Source organism: Brotaphodocola sp. (genome assembly GCF_050873365.1).
Classification (GTDB): domain Bacteria; phylum Bacillota; class Clostridia; order Lachnospirales; family Lachnospiraceae; genus Brotaphodocola.
Map to the genome: position 1 here is coordinate 19,271 of NZ_JBNMIQ010000035.1, position 18,007 is coordinate 37,277.

The window sequence follows — 18,007 nt, forward strand, 5'->3', positions numbered from 1 at the left end:
CAACAGGAGAGCATGAAATCCGATAAAGAGGGATGTGGATGAGAGGAAAGAGACGGTCAGCGGGACTGACAATACTGACGGTGGTATTTTTTCTTATAATGACGGTTACGGCATATGCGAAGACCGGCTGGGTCTATAATGGTTCGGCATGGAATTATTACAGCGCAGACGGGACACTTGCGCAGAACCAGTGGCTCAAGGACGGGGATTCCCTGTTCTGGATTCAGGGAGACGGGACAATGCTCGTCAGCGAGTGGCATCAGGATGGAAAGACCTGGTACTGGTTTGATGCGAGTGGCTGTGCAGTCACCGGTTGGCAACAGATCAATGGAAAGTGGTACTATTTTTTCGAGGATCACACGATGGCGGTTAGCCAGTACATCAACAGTTACTATGTCGGCAAGGATGGTGCCTGGATTCAGCAGTAGAAGTGAAGGTTGCAGAGTCGGAAAGCATACAAACACACAGAAAAATATAACGAGATGAATTGAAAAATGGCAGGATTGCGGGGACAGAGATCTCCGCAGATCCTGTCTTTTTTGTGCATCTCCATAACTTGAAATTATGCAGTCAATTCCAATCTCGTATGGATTTTCTGGAATAAATTCGGGGGAGAGAGTTGAAAAAAGCCATCAAATGCGTTAATATGGGAAGAAACGACGCAACTAGAGTAGATGAGTAGGGATTTTGATCGAAAGATCTCAGAAAAACGGATTAAAATCACACGCCAAGGATCTGCCGGTGTCGACTTGAAAAGAATTGAAAAAAACGGAGAAATAGAGGGAGAAAAGCCATGGACTGTAAGATTGTAACGATTCCTGGAGACGGAATTGGACCGGAGATTGTTCGCGAGGCATGCAAGGTACTGGATCGTGTCGGCGAGGTATACGGACATAAATTTAATTATACAGAGATCCTGATGGGAGGCTGTTCCATTGATGCATATGGAGTTCCGCTGACCGAGGAGGCACTGAATACAGCAAAACAGAGCGATGCAGTCCTGCTTGGAGCAGTTGGCGGTAACGTGGGAAATTCAAAATGGTACGATGTAGCACCGAATCTGAGACCGGAGGCCGGACTTCTGGCAATCCGCAAGGGTCTGAATTTGTTTGCAAACATTCGCCCGGCTTACCTCTATAAGGAGCTTGCAGAGGCATGTCCGTTGAAGAAAGAGATCATCGGAGACGGATTTGATATGGTCATCATGAGAGAGCTGACCGGCGGTCTTTACTTTGGAGAGCGTCACACCGAGGAAGTGGACGGATGTCTTCAGGCAACCGATACCCTGACTTACAATGAGAAGGAGATCCGTCGAATTGCAGTCAAGGCATTTGACATTGCAATGAAGCGCAGAAAGAGCGTAATCAGCGTGGATAAGGCAAACGTTCTGGATTCCTCCAGACTTTGGAGAAAAGTTGTTGAGGAAGTTGCAAAGGATTATCCGGAAGTAACGCTGAGCCATATGCTTGTCGATAACTGTGCTATGCAGCTTGTCATGAATCCGGGTCAGTTTGATGTGATTCTGACTGAGAACATGTTCGGAGACATCCTTTCCGATGAGGCGAGCATGATTACCGGTTCGATCGGAATGCTTTCTTCCGCAAGCCTGAATGAGACGAAGTTCGGTCTCTACGAGCCGAGCCACGGATCTGCACCGGACATTGCAGGAAAGGATATTGCAAACCCGATTGCAACGATTCTCTCCGCAGCAATGATGCTGAGATACTCCTTCGATCTTGACAAGGAGGCAGATGCGATTGAGAAAGCCGTTCAGAAGGTTCTGACAGACGGATACCGCACCGCTGACATCATGGCAGAGGGATGCAAGAAAGTCGGAACGACCGAGATGGGCGATCTGGTAGCAGGAAACATCGAGAAATAAAAAGAGCGAAAGCTAGTTGGGTTATTTGATTAGAAATCAGAAATTCAGAAATTCACATACAGTACAGGAGGAGTCAAAAATGAGAAGTGATAACGCAAAAGCTGGAATGCAACAGGCACCGGCACGTTCCCTGTTCCGCGCGTTGGGACTGACGGACGAAGAATTAGAGAGACCGTTAATCGGTATTGTGAGCTCCTACAATGAGATTGTACCGGGACATATGAACCTGGATAAGATTGTAGACGCCGTTAAGCAGGGTGTAGCAATGGCAGGAGGCGTTCCGATCGTGTTCCCGGCAATCGCAGTATGTGATGGTATTGCAATGGGACATGTGGGAATGAAGTATTCTCTGGTGACGAGAGATCTGATCGCAGATTCCACTGAGTGTATGGCACTTGCTCACCAGTTTGATGCACTTGTCATGGTTCCGAACTGTGATAAGAACGTTCCGGGACTTCTGATGGCAGCAGCCCGTCTGAACATCCCGACCGTATTCGTCAGTGGTGGTCCGATGCTTGCAGGTCATGTAAAAGGACGCAAGCGCAGTCTTTCCAGCATGTTTGAGGCAGTTGGCTCCTACGCAGCAGGCACGATGACTGAGGAAGATGTAAAAGAGTACGAGTGCAAGGTTTGCCCGACCTGTGGTTCCTGCTCCGGTATGTACACCGCAAACAGTATGAACTGTCTGACTGAGGTTCTCGGAATGGGTCTTCGCGGAAACGGCACGATCCCGGCTGTATATTCTGAGCGTCTTGTTCTTGCAAAGCATGCCGGCATGGCAGTTATGGATATGCTCAAGAAAAATATCCGCCCGCGTGACATCATGACCGAGCAGGCATTCCGCAATGCTCTGACGATGGATATGGCACTCGGATGCAGTACGAACAGTATGCTTCATCTGCCGGCAATCGCACATGAGGCAGGTGTGGAGCTGAATGTTGACATCGCAAACGAGATCAGTGCAAAGACCCCGAATCTGTGCCACCTGGCACCGGCAGGCCCAACCTACATGGAAGACTTGAACGAGGCAGGCGGTATCTATGCCGTTATGAAGGAGATCAGCAAGCTCGGACTTCTGAACCTCGACTGCATGACCGTAACCGGAAAGACCGTCGGCGAGAACATCAAGGACGCAGTCAACCACAATCCGGAAGTCATCCGCACAATCGACAATCCGTACTCCAAGACCGGTGGTATTGCCGTTCTTCGCGGAAACTTGGCACCGGATTCCTGCGTGGTAAAACGTTCCGCAGTTGTTCCGGAGATGCTTGTGCATGAGGGACCGGCTCGCGTCTTCGACTGCGAAGATGATGCGATTGTCGCAATCAAGAGCGGTAAGATCGTGGCTGGCGATGTCGTTGTCATCCGTTACGAGGGACCGAAGGGAGGTCCGGGAATGAGAGAGATGCTCAACCCGACTTCCGCAATCGCAGGAATGGGACTTGGCTCTTCCGTAGCGCTGATCACAGACGGACGTTTCTCCGGAGCTTCCAGAGGCGCATCCATCGGACATGTATGCCCGGAGGCAGCAGCAGGTGGCCCGATCGGTCTGGTAGAGGAAGGCGACATGATCGCAATCGACATCAATGCGAATACGATCACGCTGAAAGTATCCGATGAGGAACTGGCAAGACGTCGTGCAAACTGGACTCCTAAGAAGAAAGAGGTTACCGGATATCTGAAGCGTTATGCACAGCTCGTGACAAGCGCAGACAAGGGAGCAGTATTGCAGGGAAATTAACGTGAGATAAAGGGGAGTGTTTGCTATGGCGGAGACGAGAGTACTCAATGGCTCGGAGATCGTGATTGAATGCCTGAAAGAGCAGGGTGTCAAGACGGTATTTGGTTATCCGGGCGGAGCAATTTTAAATATTTATGATGCGCTTTACAAGCATCAGGATGAGATTCATCACATCCTGACCTCACATGAGCAGGGCGCAGCACACGCAGCAGATGGCTATGCGCGTGCAACCGGAAAAGTCGGTGTCTGTTTTGCAACTTCCGGACCGGGTGCAACGAACCTGGTTACCGGTATTGCAACTGCATACATGGACTCCATCCCGATTGTTGCAATCACCTGTAACGTCGGTGTGAGCCTGCTTGGACGCGACAGTTTCCAGGAGATCGACATTACCGGCGTGACGATGCCGATCACAAAATACAACTTTATCGTGAAGGATGTCAGCAAGCTCGCAGATGTTGTCCGCAGAGCATTCAAGATCGCTCAGAGCGGACGTCCGGGCCCGGTTCTGATCGATATCACGAAGGATGTGACTGCGGCAGAATATCCGTATGAGCCGAAGACTCCGGAACCGATCGTTCCTCAGACGGACACGATCCGCGAGGAGGACATCGAGACGGCACTTGATCTGATCCGCAATGCAAAGAAACCGTTTATCTTTGTCGGCGGTGGTGCAGTTCTGTCAAATGCTTCCGAGGAGCTTCGCACTCTGGCACATCGAATTCAGGCTCCGGTTGCCGATTCCCTGATGGGAAAAGGCGCATTCGATGCAACCGACGAGCTTTACACCGGTATGGTCGGCATGCACGGAACGAAGACTTCCAACTTCGGTATCACCGAGTGTGATCTTCTGATCGTTGCAGGTGCACGTTTCAGCGATCGTGTGACCGGAAATGCGTCCAAGTTCGCAAAGAATGCAAAGATTCTCCAGATCGATGTCGATGCGGCAGAGATCAACAAGAATATTCGCACCCATGCGAGCGTGGTTGGAGATTTGAAGACGGTTCTGAGAAAACTCAATGCCCGCCTTGATCCGATTAATCATGAGGAGTGGATTGCTCATATTGAGCGTCTGAAAGATATGTATCCGCTCCGCTACGACAAGACCCAGCTGACCGGTCCGTTTATCATGGAGACGATCAGTGAGCTGACACAGGGAAATGCAATCATCGCAACTGAGGTTGGCCAGCATCAGATGTGGGCTGCCCAGTATTACAAATACAAGAAACCGAGAACTCTTCTGACTTCCGGCGGTCTCGGCACGATGGGCTACGGCCTTGGTGCTGCGATGGGCGCGAAGATGGGATGTGGAGATATGGGATGTCCGGATGTTCCGGTCTTCAATATCGCCGGTGACGGATGCTTCCGCATGAACTTAAATGAGCTTGCAACGGCTTCCCGTTACAACATTCCGATCATTGAGGTGGTCATCAACAACCACGTTCTCGGTATGGTGCGCCAGTGGCAGACGCTGTTCTACGGAAAGCGTTATTCCGCGACCGTGCTTGACGATCAGGTTGACTTTGTGAAGACCGCAGAGGGACTTGGTGTCAAGGCATACCGCGTGACCGGAAAGGACGAGTTAAAGGGCGTTCTTGAGAAAGCGATGGCTCATCAGGGTCCGGTTGTGATTGATTGTCAGATCAACTGTGATGACAAGGTATACCCGATGGTATCCCCGGGTGCTCCGATTCAGGACGCCTTTGATGATACAGACTTGAAGATTAACTAGAATGAACGACTAGAATGAACGACTAGAACGAACAACTGAATAACATCAAAAACATGTCTGACTGCATGCGGGAGTCCGCTCCCGCATATGTAGTGGTAGTGATTCGATTCACAGAAAAATTTGTCATTTTATTTGCATCTTTCTGTGGACGAAACATGAAGGAAAACTCCAAGAGAGAACAGAGAGAGAGGGAGGAACAAACGTGGGAAGAGTGTATAATTTTTCGGCTGGTCCGGCTGTACTGCCGGAGGAAGTTCTGAGAGAAGCGGCAGAGGAGATGCTGGACTATAAGGGCACCGGTATGTCCGTGATGGAGATGAGTCATCGCTCCAAGGCGTTTGAGACAATCATTCAGGAGGCAGAGCAGGATCTGCGCGACCTGATGAACATTCCGGACAACTACAAGGTTCTGTTTTTACAGGGTGGTGCACATTTACAGTTCTCAGCAATTCCGATGAACCTGATGAAGAATCGCGTTGCTGACTACATCATCACCGGTCAGTGGGCGAAGAAGGCATACAAAGAGGCTCAGAAATACGGAAAGGCAGTTGCGGTTGCGTCAAGTGAAGACAAGACGTTCAGCTATATTCCGGATTGCTCCGATCTGCCGATCGATGAGGATGCCGATTACGTTTACATCTGTGAGAACAATACGATTTACGGAACAAAGTTCAAGACTTTGCCGAACACGAAAGGCAAACCGCTTGTATCTGATATCTCTTCCTGTTTCCTGTCTGAGCCGGTTGACGTGACGAAATACGGTCTGCTCTACGGCGGTGCTCAGAAGAATGTGGGACCGGCAGGCGTTGTCATCGTGATTGTCAGAGAGGATCTTGTGACCGAGGATGTGCTTGATGGAACTCCGACGATCTGCATGTACAAGACACAGGCAGATGCAAAATCCCTCTACAACACCCCGCCGGCATACGGCATTTACATCTGCGGAAAGGTCTTCAAGTGGATCAAGAAACAGGGTGGTCTTGAGGCGATGAAGGAGTACAACGAGAAGAAGGCAAAGATTCTTTACGATTTCCTTGACCAGAGCAAGCTGTTCCACGGAACGGTTGCAAAGGAGGATCGTTCTCTGATGAACGTTCCGTTTGTAACCGGTGATCCGGATCTCGATGCAGAGTTTGTAAAAGAGGCAACTTCTGCTGGATTTGTGAACTTAAAGGGACATCGCACGGTTGGCGGTATGCGTGCAAGTATCTACAACGCAATGCCGATCGAGGGCGTACAGAAACTGGTAGAATTCATGAAGAAATTTGAGGAGGCACATCAGGCATGAGAAAAATTCACTGCTTAAATGCAATTTCCAAGCACGGCACCGACCTGCTGACAGCTGACTATGAGCTGACTGACAATGTGAAGGAGGCAGAGGGCATTCTTGTCCGCAGTGCCTCTCTTCATGAGATGGAGTTCCCGAATTCCCTGCTTGCAGTTGCCCGCGCCGGAGCAGGTGTCAACAACATTCCGCTTGATGCATGCGCACAGGAAGGTATCGTTGTATTCAACACTCCGGGTGCAAACGCAAACGCAGTAAAAGAGCTGGTAATCGGGGCATTGATGCTGGCTTCCCGCGATGTTCTCGGAGGAATCAACTGGTGCATCGACAATGCAGAGGATGCAAACATCGCAAAGTCTGTTGAGAAGGCAAAGAAGGCTTTTGCCGGCTGTGAGATCCGTGGAAAGAAACTCGGTGTGATCGGTCTTGGCGCAATCGGCGCAGAGGTTGCAAATGCCTGTGCTGGTCTCGGCATGGAAGTGTACGGTTACGATCCGTTCATCTCCGTTCAGGCAGCGTGGATGCTCTCAAGAGATGTCAAACACACGACAAGTCTTGACACGATTTTCCAGGAGTGCGATTATATCACGCTTCATGTTCCGGCGCTCGACAGCACAAAGGGCATGATCAACAAGAATGCCCTCGAGCAGATGAAGGATGGCGTTGTCGTTCTGAACTTTGCCCGTGATCTTCTCGTTGACGAGGACGCAATGGCAGAGGCACTTGCATCCGGAAAAGTAAAGCACTACATGACCGATTTCCCGAACACGAAGTCCGTACATATGAAGGGTGCGATTGTTACCCCGCATATCGGTGCATCGACGGCAGAGTCTGAGGACAACTGTGCAAAGATGGCAGTGAAGGAGATCATGGACTATATCGAGAACGGAAATATCCGCAATTCCGTAAACTACCCGGCATGTGATATGGGTGTGAAGAAGACGGTTGCCCGTGTGGCAGTTCTTCATCTGAACATCCCGAACATGATCGGTCAGATCACCGGCGTGCTTGCAGGTGGCGGAATCAACATTTCCGACATGACAAACAAGAGCCGTGACAAGTATGCATACACGCTGATGGATCTTGAGACTGCTCCGAATGACATTCTTGTTCAGAAGCTCAATGCGATCGAGGGCGTTCTGCGCGTTCGTGTTCTGTAAAACAAATATATCATGCGCCAGGCCGATGCTTGTGTCGTCTTGAATTCATTATTCTAAGAGCCGTTTGAGATCGAGCTTTCCCCAGCCCTGCTGGTTGTGGGAGAGTCCGAGATCGACGGCTCTTTCTCGTAGGCGGAGTTTTACATCGCGGTTTGACATCTCCGGATATTTTTCGAGAAGCAGGGCAATCGCGCCGGTGACGAGAGGGGTCGCCATGCTTGTTCCGCTCTTTGCAATATATCCCTGTGACGAGGCACAACAGCTTGTGATCGAAGCACCTGGGGCGATGATGTCCGGTTTACAGATACAGGCACAGGTAGGTCCGCGCCCGGAGTAGTGAACCATGCGGTTTCCCATAATCAGGATCTCTTTCTCATCATCGGAACAGCCAACCGTGATAACCTTTCGGCTGATACCGGGAGTTGTGATCGAACTGCGCTCCGGTCCGCGGTTTCCGGCAGCGACGACAACGACAAGCCCTGCATCCCAGGCGGTATCGACTCCGCGGACGAGGACGGAATTCTCGCCCATATTTCTGCGGGAAAATGAGCCGACAGAGATATTGACAATCCGGATTCCAAATCGTTTCTGGTGCTGGCGAATCCAGCGCAGACCGGCGAGAACATCCGAGGCGCGACCGCTTCCCTGACGATCGAGCACCTTGACGGGAATCAGCGTACAGCCGGGAGCGATTCCGCGAAAACGCCCGTCGGAAAGACTGCCATTTCCCGCAATGATTCCGCAGACGTGAGTGCCATGTCCGTTATCGTCGTAGGGCAGAGTTCTGCGCCCGAGAATGTCGCAGAAAGCCCCGATCTGACCGCTAAGATCCGGGTGGGGAGCACAGCCGGTGTCAAGCACAGCAACCCCGATGCCGGCTCCGGTCAAAGGACAGTCGTCATTTCCGTTTATGAGAAGTCTTGCGTGATCCATGAGAATCCAATATCCCGGACACACTTGAGCGTGTGCCTGAAACGCCTTTCGTTCTTAGTTATAGGATATTCAGAAAAAAGAGTCCTGACAGCAAAAATTGACTGAGAAGATCGCCAGAAATAATCTTAATAATTTCTTCAGAATCTATTTAAACAATATACATTTTTTTCCGAAAATGATGTGTTATACTAAAGCCATAATAAATGCAGGAAACAATCCTTAGTCCTTTTTGAAATCGGAATTCCTAACACGAACAAACACCCTGTGTCCCCCATCACGACACAGGGTGTTTGTGACAGCAGAGTTTTTAAATAAGTATTTGATTGTAGTTTTGGCAAGTCTTCGTAAAGGTTCATAGACATTTATCCGTTTTAGGGCAGTTCCGCCCGACTTCCGGCAGATCGCCAGAGATTCATAATTTATTATAAGTATTTCGTTCATAAAGTTTTTTGTATACAAGATAATCGAATAATCCCTTTTTGCAACATAATTTTTATAAATGTAGGAGAGAAGGTGAAAATAAAGAGAACAGGCTCTGACGGCGGGAAAGATTCTGCAAACCCGTTGGAAACGTCGGTGCTTAGGTCGCGTATTTTGCGACCTTATGCACCGCTACGTTGGAAGCCGGAGCGCGAGCGTGTTTGCAGGACTTTATCCGCCGGACAGAGCCGTAAAAAGAAACCAAAAGAATTTAATAAAGAATTTAATGGCGACTTCTACCCAAGAAAAAACAGTTGACAGAACCCAAAGATTATACTATGATTATAAGCAAAGAAAGAACGTATGTTCGTATGGAGGAAGACATGAATAAAGATGATAAGCTGAAAGCATTGGATGCGGCGATTACACAGATTGAGAAGTCCTACGGCAAGGGATCAATCATGAAACTTGGAGATTCCGGAGCAAATATGAATATCGAGACGACCCCGACCGGCTCGATCAGTCTGGACATTGCACTTGGACTCGGAGGTGTGCCGAAGGGCCGTGTGATTGAGATTTACGGACCTGAGTCGAGTGGTAAGACGACGGTTGCACTTCATATGGTGGCAGAGGTGCAGAAGAGAGGCGGAATCGCCGGATTCATCGATGCAGAGCATGCCCTTGATCCGGTTTACGCAAAGAACATCGGTGTTGACATTGACAACCTCTACATCTCCCAGCCGGACAACGGAGAGCAGGGTCTTGAAATTACCGAGACGATGGTGCGCTCCGGTGCAGTGGACATCGTGATTGTCGATTCTGTTGCAGCCCTTGTTCCGAAAGCAGAGATCGACGGTGAGATGGGTGACTCTCATGTGGGTCTTCAGGCGCGTCTGATGTCTCAGGCACTGCGTAAGCTGACCGGTATCATCAGCAAGTCGAATTGTTCCGTAATCTTTATCAACCAGCTCCGTGAGAAGGTTGGCATCATGTTCGGAAACCCGGAGACGACGACCGGTGGACGTGCACTCAAGTTCTATTCTTCCGTTCGTCTGGATGTGCGCCGTGTCGAGGCGATCAAGCAGGGCGGTGAGGTTGTCGGAAACCATGTCCGCGTCAAGGTGGTCAAGAACAAGATCGCTCCGCCATTCCGTGAGGCAGAGTTTGATATCATGTTCGGTCAGGGTATCTCGAGAGAGGGCGACATCATTGATCTGGCAGTGAAGGACAACGTAGTTGAGAAGAGCGGTGCCTGGTATGCTTATAATGGAGCAAAGATCGGTCAGGGACGTGAGAATGCGAAGACCTACTTGAAAGAGCATCCGGAAGTATTTGCTGAGGTAGAGCAGAAAGTCCGCGAGATCCACGGTCTTCAGGGAAGTCCGGTGATCGCAGAGTCTGCAAAGACCACAGATGAGGCAGAGACTGACGGTGAGGAGTAAGAATAGTAGCTGGACCGGACGAGGTAGTGAAGATTATGGTCGCACGGATACGGAGTCTGGCTTTAACGAAGGTTACCGGGAAGAACCGGAATCCCCGCAAGATGATATCAACACCCCAGGAAAACCAGGCTTCAAGTATCGCTTGGGGTTCAAGTATTATGGTGCTTCTAAGTACCGTTCAGGTTCCAAATATGATGCGGGATTCGAGGTCAATGGAAGCCTCTGGTATGGTGCCGGTTTTGAATATGATGTAAGCTCGGAAAACGGCCTTAGTAACGGTAACAGTCTTGATCCGAACGCAGGTGCAGGTATAACAGGTATCCGTACAAAAGCAGATAGCAGTACAAGTACAAAAGTGGATACCAGCACAAGGGGTACAAGGTCACGCACTCGCGAGAAGAGAAGTGCCAGAGAGAGCGCACTCTCTCTTCTCGAGTATCGGGATCGCACTGAGCAGGAACTGAGACAGAAACTTTTGGAGCGAGAATATTCGGAGGATGAGATCGAAGAGACCGTTCGATTCCTGAAAGAATACCGTTATCTCGATGACGAAGCCTATGCGATGCGCTTCATCCGCTCCCAGTCCGGGAAAAAGAGCGCGCGCCAGATCCGTGCAGCCTTAGAGCGAAAGGGAGTGAACCGGGAGATCATCGCTTCCTGTCTTGAGGAAGAGCCGGTTGATGAGGCAAGTCAGGTTCGCGCCTTCCTCGAGAAGAAGGGATATCGCGCAGGAGAGAACCTTGAGGCAGATGTCTATCGCAAACTGACCGCATCGCTTGCAAGGCGTGGTTTTTCCTGGGATGTGATCCGCAGAACCATGGAAGAGATGAAGGCGGATTTTGACGAAAAATAAGCGGATTTTTGCGGAAATAAAAGTTACCTAAAGGGGTAGGGCATAACCCTGTTACGCTTGACATAATGCATAAAACAGTTTAAAATTGTAGTGTTGTATTGGTGTACAATGAAAACTAAATAAGGAGGTGCTCCTGTGTCATGATAGTAATAGCGGTTATACTAACACTGTGTGTTGTGGCGCCTATTAGCTGGTTTCTGGCAGTTGCGAATCGGAAGAAGACTTACGAAGCAAAGATCGGAACTGCGGAAGAAAAAGCCAGAGAGATAATAGATGAAGCGTTAAAGACGGCAGAGACAAAGAAGCGAGAAGCTCTCCTGGAGGCGAAGGAAGAGTCTTTAAAGACGAAGAATGAGCTGGATAAAGAGACAAAGGAAAGAAGAGCGGAACTTCAGCGCTATGAGAGGCGTGTACTGAGCAAGGAAGAGAATCTGGACAAGAAATCAGAGAACATGGAGAAGCGGGAATCAGCCCTCGCAGCCCGTGAGGAGGCTTTAAACCGGCGCAACGCCGAGACGGAAGCCCTCTATGAGAAGGGAATCGAGGAACTGGAACGAATCTCAGGACTGACAACGGAGCAGGCAAAGGAATATCTTCTTCGGTCTGTTGAGGCGGAGGTCAAGCATGACACTGCCAAGATGATCAAGGAGATGGAGAACAAGGCAAAGGAAGAAGCCGATAAGAAGGCAAAAGACTATGTGGTTACTGCGATTCAGAGATGTGCAGCAGATCATGTAGCTGAGAGCACGGTATCGGTGGTACAGCTTCCGAATGACGAGATGAAGGGCCGAATCATTGGACGTGAAGGCCGTAACATCCGCACTCTGGAGACTCTGACCGGTGTAGAGTTGATTATCGATGATACCCCGGAGGCTGTTGTTCTTTCCGGTTTTGATCCGATCCGCCGTGAGGTGGCAAGGATTGCTCTGGAACGCCTGATTGTGGATGGACGTATTCATCCGGCAAGAATCGAGGAGATGGTGGAGAAAGCACAGCGCGAAGTGGAGTCGAATATGCGTGAGGACGGTGAGTCCGCTACGCTCGAAGTTGGAATCCACGGAATCCATCCGGAGCTCGTGAAACTGCTTGGAAAGATGAAATTCCGTACCAGTTATGGACAGAACGCACTGAAACATTCTATCGAGGTCGCTCAGCTCTGCGGACTTCTTGCAGCCGAGGTCGGCGTGGACGTTCGTATGGCAAAGCGTGCAGGTCTTCTGCATGATATCGGTAAGTCCGTCGATCACGAGATGGAAGGATCTCATGTACAGCTTGGTGCAGAACTGTGCCGGAAGTATAAGGAGTCCCCGATTGTGATCAATGCGGTAGAGTCCCATCATGGAGATGTAGAACCTCAGAGCCTGATTGCATGTCTGGTACAGGCGGCAGATACGATTTCCGCTGCAAGACCGGGTGCAAGACGAGAGACCCTTGAGACGTACACAAACCGTCTGAAACAGCTTGAGGATATCACGAACTCCTTCAAGGGAGTAGACAAGTCCTTTGCAATTCAGGCAGGTCGTGAGGTGCGTATCATGGTTGTTCCGGAACAGGTTTCCGACGATGATATGGTGCTGATGGCACGCGAGATTTCCAAGCGCATCGAGGATGAGCTGGAATATCCGGGACAGATCAAGGTGAATGTGATCCGTGAGTCTCGTGCAACTGATTACGCGAAATAAATGAGCTATAATGAGCTATAAAATGGTAAGTGATAGACAGAATATCACTGCCATAAAGTACAAAAAGATCGAGGATGTATGTGGCAGAAATGCCCGTACATCTCCGGTCTTTTTTAGTTCTTATTGATCGTAATGTTTAGCTTTTTCTTACGATTTAGCTTTAAAGTTTACGAATCAGGGAAGTCGCTTGACAGGAGAGTTTTCGTGTAATACAGTGAAGGCAGAAAAGGTGTTGCTGTTTGCGCAATGCGTGAACATGTCAACAATAATGAAAAGGTCTGGGAGATACCAGAAATCATCATATGGAGATGGAGGGGGAACAAGTGAGAAAGACAAAGACAACCGCAAAAATCGCAGGATTGCTGACGCTCGGGTGTCTGTTTGCAGGGCTGGCAGTTATGCCGGTTTTTGGAGCGAGCAGAAAGAGGATCAGTTCTGTGAATATTGAGGTGGAGGCAGAGATTCAGCCGGAGACCCGAATCGGAGAAGAGACCATTGAAGTGAATGTCAAGGGTGGAAAATACTACTACGATTACTACGATGTGGAGAATGACGGTTTTGAGTGGGAGGAAAATGATATCCCGAAGATCAGCATCTATCTGAGAGCTGAAGCCGGATACTATTTCTCACTGACGAAGGCAAGTTCGGTGAAGCTCTCCGGTGCAACCTATGTCAAGGCGACGAAGGAGGACTCCTCGGAGACGCTCAAGCTCACAGTGAAACTGCCGTCGCTCGCGGAGACTGTCGGAGATCAGTCTGATGTCACACTGACGAACAACGGATATGCAATCTGGAAGGAAGTTCGAGGCGCAGGAAGCTATGAAGTGCGTCTGTACCGGAATGGTGAGGGCGTTGGAGCGACGATGCTCACGACGACAGATCCCCATTACAATTTCCAGAGTGCAATGACGAAACCGGGTGATTATCAGGTCAAGGTGCGTCCGGTCAATAAGGTCAACCAGGATAACAAGGGAACGTGGAAAGAGTCTACTGTCATCACGCTGAGTTCTGAGGATGCCTCAAGAATCCGCAATGGAGAAGGCGGAGGAATGCCGGTGACCGGAGAGTGGGTATCGGATCAGATCGGCTGGTGGTACAAGCACAGCGATAAGACCTACACCAAGAATGGCTGGGAAGAGATTGATGGCAAGTGGTATTTCTTCGGTGAGGACGGTTATATGAAGACCGGATGGATCGATTGGAACGGAAAGAGATATTACTGCGACAAGAATGGTGTGATGCTCACGAATACGACGACACCGGATGGAACGATCCTCGGATATGATGGAACGCCGAAGACGGACTAAAAAATATGGCTCCGATGGCGAGTAAAGTCCCGCAAACTCGCTTTCGCTCCGGGTTCGACGCAACGGTGCATAAGATCGCAAAATACGCGATCTAAACACCGGCGTCTCACACGGGTTTGCAGAATCTTTCTCGCCACGTCGCCTGTATAGGTTTATAAAATGAACGATAAAAAAGATCTGGCTATTGAAATTTTTTCAGCCAGATCTTTTTTGATCTTATTTACGGAAAAAGGTGATATGAAAGGAGCTAGTTTACAGATCCAGAATCTCCTCATCGTTCGGCACGTAGACATTTCCGTGGAAATATTTGCGGGCTTCAGCGGTGTAGAGCTCTTTGCGGGTTGCAAGGGTCTTGTCCTCTGTGTGCCACAGTACAAGGTTTGCGACACCGAGACGTTCAGCAAGTTCGCTTGCATCTTTTGCGGTGCTGTGGTGTTTCTCATAGGGCTTGAAGCGCTCGCGGTCCTCGTAGAGACAGAATGCCTCATGCAGAAGCCAATCACTGCCAGCGACATATTTCTCGCACAGATCGTTGTACGGTTCATCTCCTGCACAGGTCAGGCGTTTGCCGTTCTTAAGTGTCATCGTGAAGCCGTACTGCTTTGCCTTCGTGGAATGAATGTCGAAGAAGGTCACATCGCTCTCAAGAATGTGAAGCGTCTCTCCGTCGTGAACAGCGGTCAGGTGAATCCGATCCCCGATCAGGCGATAAAATTTGCCCTGAAGTGTCAGACGGCAGAACGTGTCAATCGTGGAGACGAGATCCTCGTGGCAGTAGATGTGGAAGTCACCCTCATAGCTTCCGTTCAGGATGCGGGTTGCGATGAAACGAACCATCCACACGACTCCGAGAAGGTGATCGGTGTGTTCGTGAGTCACGAAGAGATGATGGATCTGCTCGTAGCGGACATTCATATCTTCGAGGATGCGAAGGATTCCATTTCCACCTCCGGCATCGACCATAAAGAACTGATCATCCTGCTTGATCGCAAAACAGGTGTTGTAGCAATGGGTGACAGCGGCATTTCCGGTTCCAAAAACATATAATTGTTCCATGTGTATTCCTCCAGTTTTAACAACCTGATACATAATTCAGAGTGACTTTCTCCTTAGTAAGGATTTGACCCCAACATTACTTTATGCTACTATAATTCTATAAAAAAAGCAATGTTTACTGGCAAGGAAAGTTGTAGTTTGATTACTGTAAACAGGTAAGAATTTTTTGAACAGAAAATGCTGAATGATACAGTGATGGTAGCAGGTTTTGCCGATTTAGTAGGATGAGAAGCATCGGCAAAATCTGCTATAACAGTAACATGTTGCGGAGCGGGAGAGAATGGATTATGAGAGATTTGGAATATCTGAGGTTGTTGGCAAGGGAATATCCGAGCGTCAAGGCGGCTTCGAGCGAGATTATCAACTTAAAGGCAATCTGTGGTCTGCCGAAAGGAACCGAATATTTCTTCAGTGACCTCCACGGTGAGTATGAGGCATTCGTCTATCTGCTCCGAAGTGCGTCCGGAATTATCCGTGAGAAAATTCGTGAGACGTTTGGGCACATTATTCCGGAGGATGAGCAGGTCGAACTGGCGAACCTGATCTATTATCCGGATCGGAATCTGGCGCGCCTGATTGCGGAGGATCGATGCACGGAAGACTGGCAGAGGATCACAATCTATCGCCTTGTAGAGATCTGCAAGGTCGTTGCGTCAAAATATACCCGCTCCAAAGTCAGAAAAAAGATGCCGAAGGAGTTCGCCTACGTCATCGACGAATTGCTCCATGTGGATTATAATGATGAGAATAAACGGGTATATTATGGGGAAATCATTCGTGCGATCATTGACACGAAGGTTGCAGATAAGTTCATTTCCGCGATCTGTGAGCTGATTCAGAACCTGACGATTGACAATCTGCACATCATCGGAGATATCTTCGATCGAGGACCGCGTGCGGACATCATCATGAATGAGCTGATGCAGTTCCACGATGTCGACATTCAGTGGGGAAACCATGATATTTCCTGGATGGGTGCTGCGACCGGCAATCCGGCATGTGTCTGCAACGTTCTGAGAATTGCGATCAGCTACAACAGCTTTGATGTGCTCGAGGATGGATATGGAATCAACCTGCGCCCGCTCTCGATGTTTGCGGCGAAGGTTTACCGCGATGATCCGTGTACCCGTTTTACGCCGAAGATTCTCGACCAGAATATTTACGATGCGGTTGATCCGGGACTCGCCGCAAAGATGCACAAGGCGATTGCAGTGCTCCAGTTCAAGGTGGAGGGACAGATCATCCGCCGTCACCCGGGATACAAGATGGATGATCGAATCTTGCTCGAGCAGGTAGATTACAATGCAGGAACCGTGACGATCGGCGGAAAGAGTTATCCGCTTCTCGACACGAATTTCCCGACGATCGATCCCGCGCATCCGCTCAAGCTCTCGAAGGAGGAGGAAGAACTTCTCCACACGCTCGTGCTCTCGTTCAAGCACAGTGAGCTTCTGCACCGCCACATCCGTTTCCTCTATGCGAGAGGAGAACTTTACAAGTGCTGTAATGGCAATTTGATGTATCACGGATGTATCCCGATGAGGGAGGACGGCAGTTTCGAGGAGATGATCTGCGATGGCGAACCGCTGTCCGGTCGTGCGCTGATGGATTACATCAGTGGTCAGATCCGTCAGGCTTACTTCTTGAACGATGGTGAGCCAGGCAAGGAGCGCGCGAAAGATTTCATGTGGTATCTGTGGTGCGGAGCGAAGTCGCCGGTATTTGGAAAAGACAAGATGACGACGTTTGAGCATTACTTTATTGCAGACAAGGCACTTCAGCGGGAACACATGAATCCGTACTACAAGTTGAGCCAGAAGGAGGAAGTCTGCGACCGGATTTTTGAGGAATTCGGACTGTCGAAACAGGGCTCTCATATCATCAACGGTCATGTGCCGGTGAAGATCAAGGATGGAGAGACACCGGTGAAGGCAAACGGAAAACTCTTTGTCATTGATGGAGGTCTGTCAAAGGCTTATCAGAAGTACACCGGAATTGCGGGTTACACGCTGATCTACAATTCTAACCATCTGGCACTTGCGGAGCACAAGCCGTTTAATCCGGATGTGGAGAGCACTCCGCGCGTCTCCATCGTCGAGAAGATGAAGAGCAGGGTGATGGTCGGAAACACCGACAAGGGAAAAGAACTGAAGGTGATGATTGAGGATCTGACCGAGCTTGTGGCTGCATTCCGAAGAGGTGACATCAAGGAACAGAATGACTAGCAGAAAGCATCTCACAGGGATAAGAAAATAAAATGTAACGATAGAATGCGACGATAAAATGTGATGAAGGCGGTCAGAAAAATTACAATGAATGCGCGAAAAGCCCACGCCTTTAGGTGTGGGATGGATAGCGCAAAATAATCAAGAGATATGTATGTAATAATTGATTTTATACACATATAGCAGTATAATATGTATATGGAAAATAATTATAGACATACAAATACAACAGTATCTTTGATAAACTATCATTTTGTATTTTGTCCGAGATACAGAAGAAAGATTTTTC

14 protein-coding genes and 1 pseudogene are annotated in these 18,007 nt (G+C 49.4%); 13 read left to right on the forward strand and 2 right to left on the reverse strand.

Annotated features, from left to right (window positions below):
- The first annotated feature begins 38 nt into the window (after positions 1-38).
- From ACR0QT_RS12920 to ACR0QT_RS12945, 6 genes are all read left to right on the forward strand, one after another.
- Positions 39-428 (forward strand): hypothetical protein, encoded by a 390-nt coding sequence (locus ACR0QT_RS12920; RefSeq protein WP_432631116.1) that lies wholly within the window; start codon positions 39-41, stop codon positions 426-428.
- Positions 429-793: 365 nt separating this feature from the next.
- Positions 794-1,882 carry a 3-isopropylmalate dehydrogenase gene (leuB, locus tag ACR0QT_RS12925; RefSeq protein WP_432631117.1) on the forward strand — a complete coding sequence of 363 codons (1,089 nt, stop codon included), beginning with the start codon at positions 794-796 and terminating at the stop codon, positions 1,880-1,882.
- A gap of 79 nt (positions 1,883-1,961) precedes the next feature.
- Positions 1,962-3,623: a dihydroxy-acid dehydratase gene (gene ilvD / locus ACR0QT_RS12930; RefSeq protein WP_432631118.1), complete on the forward strand. Its 1,662-nt coding sequence runs from the start codon at positions 1,962-1,964 to the stop codon at positions 3,621-3,623.
- Positions 3,624-3,648: 25 nt separating this feature from the next.
- Positions 3,649-5,355 carry a biosynthetic-type acetolactate synthase large subunit gene (gene ilvB, locus ACR0QT_RS12935; RefSeq protein ID WP_432631119.1) on the forward strand — a complete coding sequence of 569 codons (1,707 nt, stop codon included), beginning with the start codon at positions 3,649-3,651 and terminating at the stop codon, positions 5,353-5,355.
- Positions 5,356-5,557: 202 nt separating this feature from the next.
- Complete coding sequence (gene serC / locus ACR0QT_RS12940) at positions 5,558-6,643, forward strand: 3-phosphoserine/phosphohydroxythreonine transaminase (RefSeq protein ID WP_432631120.1); 1,086 nt, start codon at positions 5,558-5,560, stop codon at positions 6,641-6,643.
- Positions 6,640-7,800: a phosphoglycerate dehydrogenase gene (locus ACR0QT_RS12945; protein WP_432631121.1), complete on the forward strand. Its 1,161-nt coding sequence runs from the start codon at positions 6,640-6,642 to the stop codon at positions 7,798-7,800. Before serC ends, ACR0QT_RS12945 begins: the two co-directional genes overlap by 4 nt.
- 48 nt (positions 7,801-7,848) lie before the next feature.
- On the opposite strand, the gene ACR0QT_RS12950 is transcribed toward ACR0QT_RS12945, so the two are convergent.
- Positions 7,849-8,733: a S8 family peptidase gene (locus tag ACR0QT_RS12950; RefSeq protein ID WP_432631122.1), complete on the reverse strand. Its 885-nt coding sequence runs from the start codon at positions 8,731-8,733 to the stop codon at positions 7,849-7,851.
- Positions 8,734-9,246: 513 nt separating this feature from the next.
- On the opposite strand from ACR0QT_RS12950, the gene ACR0QT_RS12955 reads away from it, so the two are divergent.
- The 5 genes from ACR0QT_RS12955 to ACR0QT_RS12975 all read left to right on the forward strand — a co-directional run bounded on the left by ACR0QT_RS12955 (position 9,247) and on the right by ACR0QT_RS12975 (position 14,437).
- Positions 9,247-9,471, forward strand: coding sequence for a hypothetical protein (locus tag ACR0QT_RS12955; protein ID WP_432631123.1), 225 nt, complete (start codon positions 9,247-9,249; stop codon positions 9,469-9,471).
- 65 nt (positions 9,472-9,536) lie between these two features.
- Entirely contained in the window at positions 9,537-10,595 is a 1,059-nt protein-coding gene (gene recA, locus ACR0QT_RS12960; protein ID WP_432631124.1) for a recombinase RecA, read from the forward strand.
- Entirely contained in the window at positions 10,585-11,448 is an 864-nt protein-coding gene (locus ACR0QT_RS12965) for a regulatory protein RecX (RefSeq protein WP_432631125.1), read from the forward strand. The genes recA and ACR0QT_RS12965 overlap by 11 nt, the downstream gene beginning before the upstream one ends.
- Before the next feature lie 140 nt (positions 11,449-11,588).
- On the forward strand, positions 11,589-13,130 hold the full coding sequence (gene rny, locus ACR0QT_RS12970; protein ID WP_432631126.1) for a ribonuclease Y: 1,542 nt from the start codon (positions 11,589-11,591) through the stop codon (positions 13,128-13,130).
- A gap of 323 nt (positions 13,131-13,453) precedes the next feature.
- Positions 13,454-14,437 carry a cell wall-binding protein gene (locus ACR0QT_RS12975; RefSeq protein ID WP_432631127.1) on the forward strand — a complete coding sequence of 328 codons (984 nt, stop codon included), beginning with the start codon at positions 13,454-13,456 and terminating at the stop codon, positions 14,435-14,437.
- A 252-nt stretch (positions 14,438-14,689) separates the two neighbouring features.
- Here the strand turns inward: ACR0QT_RS12975 and ACR0QT_RS12980 are convergent, their stop codons facing one another.
- A complete protein-coding gene (locus ACR0QT_RS12980) occupies positions 14,690-15,499 on the reverse strand; it encodes an MBL fold metallo-hydrolase (protein WP_432631129.1) in 810 nt (269 codons plus the stop codon).
- Between the two features lie 281 nt (positions 15,500-15,780).
- Between ACR0QT_RS12980 and ACR0QT_RS12985 the strand changes: the two genes are divergently transcribed.
- On the forward strand, positions 15,781-17,718 hold the full coding sequence (locus tag ACR0QT_RS12985) for a fructose-1,6-bisphosphatase (RefSeq protein WP_432631128.1): 1,938 nt from the start codon (positions 15,781-15,783) through the stop codon (positions 17,716-17,718).
- A gap of 198 nt (positions 17,719-17,916) precedes the next feature.
- Positions 17,917-18,007 (forward strand): annotated as a pseudogene (locus tag ACR0QT_RS12990) (IS200/IS605 family transposase); the annotation flags it as partial.

Excerpts from the sequence above, each read along its gene's own strand:
- ACR0QT_RS12920 (WP_432631116.1), top strand. The coding sequence starts at position 39 with ATGAGAGGAAAGAGACGGTCAGCGGGACTGACAATACTGACGGTGGTA.
- leuB (WP_432631117.1), top strand. The coding sequence starts at position 794 with ATGGACTGTAAGATTGTAACGATTCCTGGAGACGGAATTGGACCGGAG.
- ilvD (WP_432631118.1), top strand. The coding sequence starts at position 1,962 with ATGAGAAGTGATAACGCAAAAGCTGGAATGCAACAGGCACCGGCACGT.
- ilvB (WP_432631119.1), top strand. The coding sequence starts at position 3,649 with ATGGCGGAGACGAGAGTACTCAATGGCTCGGAGATCGTGATTGAATGC.
- ACR0QT_RS12945 (WP_432631121.1), top strand. The coding sequence starts at position 6,640 with ATGAGAAAAATTCACTGCTTAAATGCAATTTCCAAGCACGGCACCGAC.
- ACR0QT_RS12950 (WP_432631122.1), bottom strand. The coding sequence starts at position 8,733 with ATGGATCACGCAAGACTTCTCATAAACGGAAATGACGACTGTCCTTTG.
- recA (WP_432631124.1), top strand. The coding sequence starts at position 9,537 with ATGAATAAAGATGATAAGCTGAAAGCATTGGATGCGGCGATTACACAG.
- rny (WP_432631126.1), top strand. The coding sequence starts at position 11,589 with ATGATAGTAATAGCGGTTATACTAACACTGTGTGTTGTGGCGCCTATT.
- ACR0QT_RS12985 (WP_432631128.1), top strand. The coding sequence starts at position 15,781 with ATGAGAGATTTGGAATATCTGAGGTTGTTGGCAAGGGAATATCCGAGC.